Source organism: Xenorhabdus sp. PB61.4 (assembly GCF_963894935.1).
GTDB lineage: Bacteria > Pseudomonadota > Gammaproteobacteria > Enterobacterales > Enterobacteriaceae > Xenorhabdus > Xenorhabdus stockiae.
In genome coordinates, this window is the sequence record NZ_CAWQJR010000181.1 from 24,825 (window position 1) to 31,401 (window position 6,577).

Sequence of the window (6,577 nt, forward strand, 5' to 3'; positions counted from 1 at the left end):
TTGGTGTTTTTATGACTATGTAAAATCGATTATTTACGGCGCCATGTTGTGCCCTGTGGGCCGTCTTCCAGTTCAATGCCCATTGCATTTAGCTGGTCACGCGCAGAATCGGCCAAAGCCCAATCTCTGTTTTTACGAGCATCATTACGCTGCTTAATCAGTGCTTCGATTTGAGCAACGTCACCATCGTCATCAGCACTACCTTGCAGGAACTGTTCAGGCTCTTGCTCCAGAAGCCCCAGCACTCCCGCCAGCTTACGCAGCTCAGCAGCCAGCCCGTTTGCAGCAGCCATATCGTCAGCTTTCAGGCGATTAATTTCACGAGCTATATCAAACAGTACGGAATAAGCTTCTGGGGTATTGAAGTCATCATTCATGGCTTCAACAAACCGGGCTTCAAAGGCTTCACCACCAACAGGCTGAGCAGATTTATCCATACCACGCAAAGATGTATACAAACGCTCAAGCGCAGTACGAGCCTGTTTCAGGTTCTCTTCTGTATAATTTAACTGGCTGCGATAGTGACCGGACATCAGGAAATAACGCACTGTCTCAGCATCGTAATATGCCAATACATCACGGATGGTAAAGAAGTTATTGAGAGATTTCGACATCTTCTCTTTATCCACCATTACCATACCGGAATGCATCCAGTAATTCACATAAGGGCCATCGTGAGCACAGGTAGATTGTGCAATTTCATTTTCATGATGCGGGAACATTAAATCTGAACCACCACCATGAATATCAAAATGATGTCCCAGCTGTTTAGCGTTCATAGCGGAACATTCAATATGCCAGCCCGGACGCCCAGCTCCCCACGGAGATTCCCAGCTTGGCTCACCCGGCTTGGACATTTTCCACAACACGAAATCCATTGGATTACGTTTAACATCCGCAATTTCAACACGAGCACCTGCCTGTAACTGCTCCAGATCCTGACGGGAAAGCAAGCCGTAATTAGGATTACTATCGATAGAGAACATCACATCACCATTGTCAGCAACGTAAGCGTGTCCGCGTTTAATCAGCAGTTCAGTAAGCTCGATAATTTCAGGGATATGCTGCATCGCACGCGGTTCTGAATCAGGACGCATAATATTCAGCGCATCAAAATCGCTGTGCATCTCATTCACCATACGGGTAGTCAATGCATCACAGCTTTCATTATTTTCAATCGCGCGCTTGATGATTTTATCATCTATATCAGTAATATTACGGACATAAGTTAAATCGTAACCCGAATAACGCAGGTAACGGGCAATAACGTCAAACGCGACAAATGTTCTGCCGTGACCAATGTGACACAAATCATAAATGGTGATGCCACACACGTACATGCCCACTTTCCCTTCATGGATCGGCTTAAATTCTTCTTTTTGGCGACTGAGAGTATTGAAAATTTTTAGCATCAGTGGGTTTTCCGTAAAAATTGATGTACGTGTAATAAAATAAAAACAAAAGCGGATAAATCCGCTGATTTTGGGCTTCCTTATCAGCTAGATAAATAAACTATAATAGAAAAGCCGGATTAGATATTTCACCCTGATACGCCGCACTTTGCAAGCATTGCGATCAGCTTTATTCTCACGGGATGGCTGAGTACTGACTCAAGATCACAGATATGGTATAAAAGCCGTTGTTTCGCACACTCTAGAATATTAGGGTCAGTCAAAAATATTATTAGGATTTCTATTATGGTGACTTTTCATACCAATTTCGGCGATATCGTGATTAATACTTTCGCTGAAAAAGCGCCTGTAACTGTTGAAAATTTCTTGAATTACTGCCGCGAAGGCTTCTACGATAACACTATTTTTCACCGTGTCATTAATGGCTTCATGATTCAGGGTGGTGGTTTTGAGCCTGGTATGAAGCAGAAAACGACTAAATCTCCTATCCAGAACGAAGCTAATAATGGTCTGCAAAACAGCCGTGGCACTCTGGCAATGGCGCGTACCAATGATCCGCATTCTGCAACAGCTCAGTTCTTTATCAATGTTGTTGATAATGATTTCCTGAACTTCCGTTCAGAACGCCCTGACGGCTGGGGTTACTGCGTATTTGCTGAAGTTGTAGAAGGCATGGAAGTAGTTGATAAGATTAAAGGTGTTTCAACTGGTCGCAGCGGTATGCATCAGGATGTACCCCATGAAGATGTTATCGTTGAACGTGTTACTGTCAGCGAATAATTAGTCGTTACATGAGTACACTGTTTATTGCTGATTTGCATCTCAGTGAGCAGGAACCGGCAATTACTGCCGGTTTTCTACGTTTTTTACGTGAAGATGCAATTCATGCGGAAAGCCTGTATATCCTTGGTGATTTTTTTGATTACTGGATTGGTGACGATGATCCCAACCCTTTACATGCACAAATCGCACAAGCACTTCATTCTCTGAAACAAAAAGGCGTTTCCTGTTATTTCATTCATGGTAACCGTGATTTTTTATTAAGTTCCCGGTTTGCCAAAGAGAGTGGGCTGATTCTTCTGCCACAAGAAAAAGTTCTGGAACTCTACGGTAAGCGCATTCTTATCCTGCATGGTGATACTCTTTGTACCGATGACATGGGTTATCAACAATATCGTAAGCGGGTACACACTCCGTGGATCCAACGGCTGTTTTTACTTCTTCCTCTGTTTATCCGGCTGAAAATTGCAGCCAGAATGCGGGCAGGAAGCCAGTACGCCAATAGTCAGAAATCTGAGTCGATCATGGATGTCAATCAACAGACTGTCATTGAACGTTTTAATAAATATCAAGTGGACTGGATGATCCACGGGCATACGCATCGCCCTGCTATCCATGATATCCGCATCGGCGATAAAATCTTACATCGTGGTGTATTGGGTGCCTGGCATCATCAAGGGTCAATGTTCAAAGTGACAGAAACATCTATTGAACTGGTATCTTTTCCTTTTTGAAGATAGTAAATTTTTTCTGTAAAAATAAAAAAATCAACCAACGCAAACGTTTTCCTTCTGCAATTCGCGTGATATTATCCACCACCTTATCCATAATGGATTTCAAAACAACATTATTTTGAACTTTGTTCTGGTGGACATCCAATACAGGAGCATCTGATTTATGACGGCAAGCCCTGATCCCGCACAAGCTATCTCCACGGCAGCAACAACTGAAATACAGCATCATGCCAAAATTGCTATTGTCATGGGTTCAAAAAGTGATTGGGCAACAATGCAACACGCAGCTGATATTCTGGCTTCTCTTGATCTTCCTTTTCATGTCGAAATTGTTTCAGCGCATCGAACACCCGATAAACTTTTTCATTTTGCTGAACAAGCAAAAACAAATGGTTTTGAGGTGATTATTGCTGGTGCGGGCGGTGCTGCGCATCTGCCGGGAATGCTCGCGGCTAAAACATTAGTTCCTGTATTTGGTGTTCCGGTACAAAGTGCAGCCCTGAGTGGGGTGGATAGCCTTTATTCTATCGTCCAGATGCCCAAAGGGATCCCTGTGGGTACGTTGGCTATCGGTAAGGCAGGCGCAGCAAATGCAGCCTTGCTTGCAGCTCAGGTTCTGGCATTACATGATGAAACTCTGTTTCAGCGACTGGTAGACTGGCGTCAGACTCAAACTCAGGATGTTCTGGAAAATTCGGATCCGCGGGAGGATGCATGAAGCCTGTTTGCGTATTGGGTAATGGTCAATTAGGCAGGATGTTACGTCAGGCGGGCGAACCATTAGGGATAGCCGTCTATCCGATTGGGCTGGATGCTGAACCAGAATCTGTTCCCTATCAAAGCAGCATTATTACAGCTGAAATTGAACGCTGGCCTGAAACAGCTTTAACACGCGAACTTTCCCATCATAACGCATTTATTAATCGTGATATTTTCCCGTTACTTGCTGACCGCTTGCCACAGAAACAGCTTTTAAACACGCTTGGGCTGGCAACAGCACCGTGGAAGTTATTATCTGATCCTAGCCAATGGCCACAAATTTTCAGTGAACTGGGTGATTTCACCATCGTCAAACGTCGGGTCGGTGGTTATGACGGTCGTGGACAATGGCGTATCCGGCCGGGTAAAGAAACGGATTTACCCGCTGAAATTTATGGTGAATGCATTGTAGAACAAGGGATCCCTTTCTCAGGAGAGGTTTCTCTGGTTGGGGCTCGTAATGCCGACGGAAAATCAGTGTTCTATCCGCTGACCCATAATCTTCATCAGGAAGGAATTTTACGTACAAGTATTGCTTTTACTAATGCCAATCGTCAGTTACAACAGCAAGCAGAACAAATGTTGTCCTGCATTATGGATCATCTGAATTACATTGGTGTTATGGCGATGGAGTGTTTTATTGTCGGTGATGAGTTGCTGATCAATGAACTGGCACCACGGGTACATAACAGTGGCCATTGGACACAAAATGGCGCTTCTATTAGTCAGTTTGAACTTCACTTACGGGCAATTCTGAATTTACCTATGCCTCAACCGGAAGTTCTGTCTCCTTCTGTGATGGTCAATCTGATTGGTACTGAAATAAACCCAGAATGGCTCAGTTTACCGTTGGTCCATTTACACTGGTATGGCAAGGAAGTTCATCCGGGGCGTAAAGTTGGTCATCTGAATCTGGTTCATCCGGAACAAGATGCACTAAAAGCAACATTACAGAACCTGATAGCATTATTACCGGCAGAGTACCAGAATGGTTTGGAATGGGTACAAAGTAAATTAAGCTGATCCATTTTTCATATTCCGCCACAATGGAATAATAAAGATAGCAGGAAGTAGTAAATTATTTATGATCACGACTACTTCCTGTATTTTATTTTTTCTTACCAACGATAATTTTCTTATCAAACATTATTCCTAGATAACGTTCTGGACAGAGTATCCACTATTGTCCTTGTCGTTTGGTCTACTTCATAATTAAGAAAGTCACCTACTTTAACCTTATTAAGGTTCGTTATTCTCAGCGTTTCTGGAATAAGATTTAAAGTGATAGTTTTATTTTCCTCATCAATATGATTGACAGTTAAACTACATCCATGTAGCCCGATAAAACCTTTCAGGAAAAAATATTTAATATTATCCTGAGGAATCCGGATAACCAGCCGGTAAGTTTCGCCTATCGCAGTAAACTCAACCACCTCAGCTCTACCCTCTATATGCCCATAAAGACTATGACCGCCATTCTCTTTATTCATCTGATGTGAACGCTCTATATTGACCTGATCACCAATGGAAATAAATTTTAGTGTTGTGGTATCAGCGGTAAAATCAGAAATATCAAAAAAGACTTTGTCTTCATTGAATTGAGTTACTGTCAGACAAGTGCCATCAACCGCTACGCTAGCACCAATGGCAACATCATCAAAAAGACGGTTATTGTTGCTAATTGTTATTGTACTGAAACCATTATTCTTATTGAGTGATAATACCTTCTCTTTACCCTGAACAATTCCTGTATACATGACGTTCACTCCAGAAGTTAACTTATTAATTTTTTAATGAAATATACATTAACACGATAAAGCAAGGCATTAATTTTAATGTTAATGTTAATGTTAATGTTAATGTTAACGCCTTATTTTTTCTAATTCAGCTTGCAAAACAACTCTCTCAACATGAAATAATGTCACTTTATTTTTATTATAAAAAGAGAATCAGAAAAACATCATCAACTTCCATGTAATTTTTCTTTTATAGCCTCAATCCGATGCCTATAATAACAAATTGCAGGAAAGTAAGAATACTCATAGGACACAGAAAAACGTGAAAGTACACCAAGTAAAATGCCATCCTCTGAAAAAAGAGGACTTCCTGAATCTCCCTTTTTTCCTGTAATATGTGTTCTCAGTTCATAACCATTTATTGCCTCTATTTTACTGAACTTTTCAATTAGTGTTGTCGTTGTCTGATAAATTGTATGTGGTAATATAATTCCATCATCCCCCATTAGTTGATATGCAATCCCCTCAAAGGGATATATTACTCCTGGGCCTCCTTTTGAGCATGGTTCAGGTAGTTTTGCTATCTCAGCGCCTTTTCCAATAGAAGTCATATCAGTATCTACCTTGAAAATAGCTATATCAACTGACGGCATAAACCTGACTAAACTTTTCCCCGAATAGAGGTGTGTACTCCGACCAAACATTTTGCTATATCTTTTCCCATAGCTGACTTCCACATCTCTTTTTTGGGCATTTAACCAATTATCATCAAAACAATGAGCAGCAGTAAGAACCAAGTCACTCCCAATAATTACTCCGCCACATCCATATGAACCACGATGGTGTATATTGTCAAAGGAAAATAAAATCTTAACATATGATCCAACATACTTAGGATTCGGTGGATCATCAGCTATTGCAAATCCCTTTTCTGTTATGAAAATTCCCATACAAAAAATTGCAATGAATATATTAATCCAAATTTTCATTTTTTACTTCCTCATGAAGTTATAACATTTCAATACCTTATTATAATTAGAGATAGCTACAGAATGAAAATGCAGTCATCATTATTGAATTATAGCCTCTCATTCAGTTTTCATGATTAATTCATCAGTAATAATATTTTATAGAAATCATATATTCACCATATGGA

At 41.0% G+C, this 6,577-nt stretch carries 7 protein-coding genes; 4 read left to right on the top strand and 3 right to left on the bottom strand.

The features are described from left to right. Window positions 1–29: 29 nt before the first annotated feature. A complete protein-coding gene (gene cysS / locus AACX68_RS14630; protein WP_228859630.1) occupies window positions 30–1,412 on the bottom strand; it encodes a cysteine--tRNA ligase in 1,383 nt (460 codons plus the stop codon). Between the two features lie 285 nt (window positions 1,413–1,697). On the opposite strand from cysS, the gene ppiB reads away from it, so the two are divergent. From ppiB to purK, 4 genes are all read left to right on the top strand, one after another. Next, window positions 1,698–2,192, top strand: coding sequence for a peptidylprolyl isomerase B (gene ppiB / locus AACX68_RS14635; protein ID WP_228859631.1), 495 nt, complete (start codon window positions 1,698–1,700; stop codon window positions 2,190–2,192). 11 nt (window positions 2,193–2,203) lie between these two features. Continuing rightward, window positions 2,204–2,926 carry a UDP-2,3-diacylglucosamine diphosphatase gene (lpxH, locus tag AACX68_RS14640; RefSeq protein ID WP_228859632.1) on the top strand — a complete coding sequence of 241 codons (723 nt, stop codon included), beginning with the start codon at window positions 2,204–2,206 and terminating at the stop codon, window positions 2,924–2,926. A gap of 163 nt (window positions 2,927–3,089) precedes the next feature. Next, window positions 3,090–3,644 carry a 5-(carboxyamino)imidazole ribonucleotide mutase gene (gene purE, locus AACX68_RS14645; protein ID WP_255705604.1) on the top strand — a complete coding sequence of 185 codons (555 nt, stop codon included), beginning with the start codon at window positions 3,090–3,092 and terminating at the stop codon, window positions 3,642–3,644. Beyond that, window positions 3,641–4,708 (top strand): 5-(carboxyamino)imidazole ribonucleotide synthase, encoded by a 1,068-nt coding sequence (gene purK, locus AACX68_RS14650; RefSeq protein ID WP_228859633.1) that lies wholly within the window; start codon window positions 3,641–3,643, stop codon window positions 4,706–4,708. The genes purE and purK overlap by 4 nt, the downstream gene beginning before the upstream one ends. A gap of 116 nt (window positions 4,709–4,824) precedes the next feature. Here purK and AACX68_RS14655 read toward each other — a convergent pair whose 3' ends face one another. Both AACX68_RS14655 and AACX68_RS14660 read right to left on the bottom strand, forming a co-directional pair. Next, on the bottom strand, window positions 4,825–5,442 hold the full coding sequence (locus AACX68_RS14655; RefSeq protein ID WP_228859634.1) for a riboflavin synthase subunit alpha: 618 nt from the start codon (window positions 5,440–5,442) through the stop codon (window positions 4,825–4,827). A 206-nt stretch (window positions 5,443–5,648) separates the two neighbouring features. Beyond that, window positions 5,649–6,410 (bottom strand): S1 family peptidase, encoded by a 762-nt coding sequence (locus tag AACX68_RS14660; RefSeq protein ID WP_228859635.1) that lies wholly within the window; start codon window positions 6,408–6,410, stop codon window positions 5,649–5,651. Window positions 6,411–6,577 lie beyond the last annotated feature (167 nt).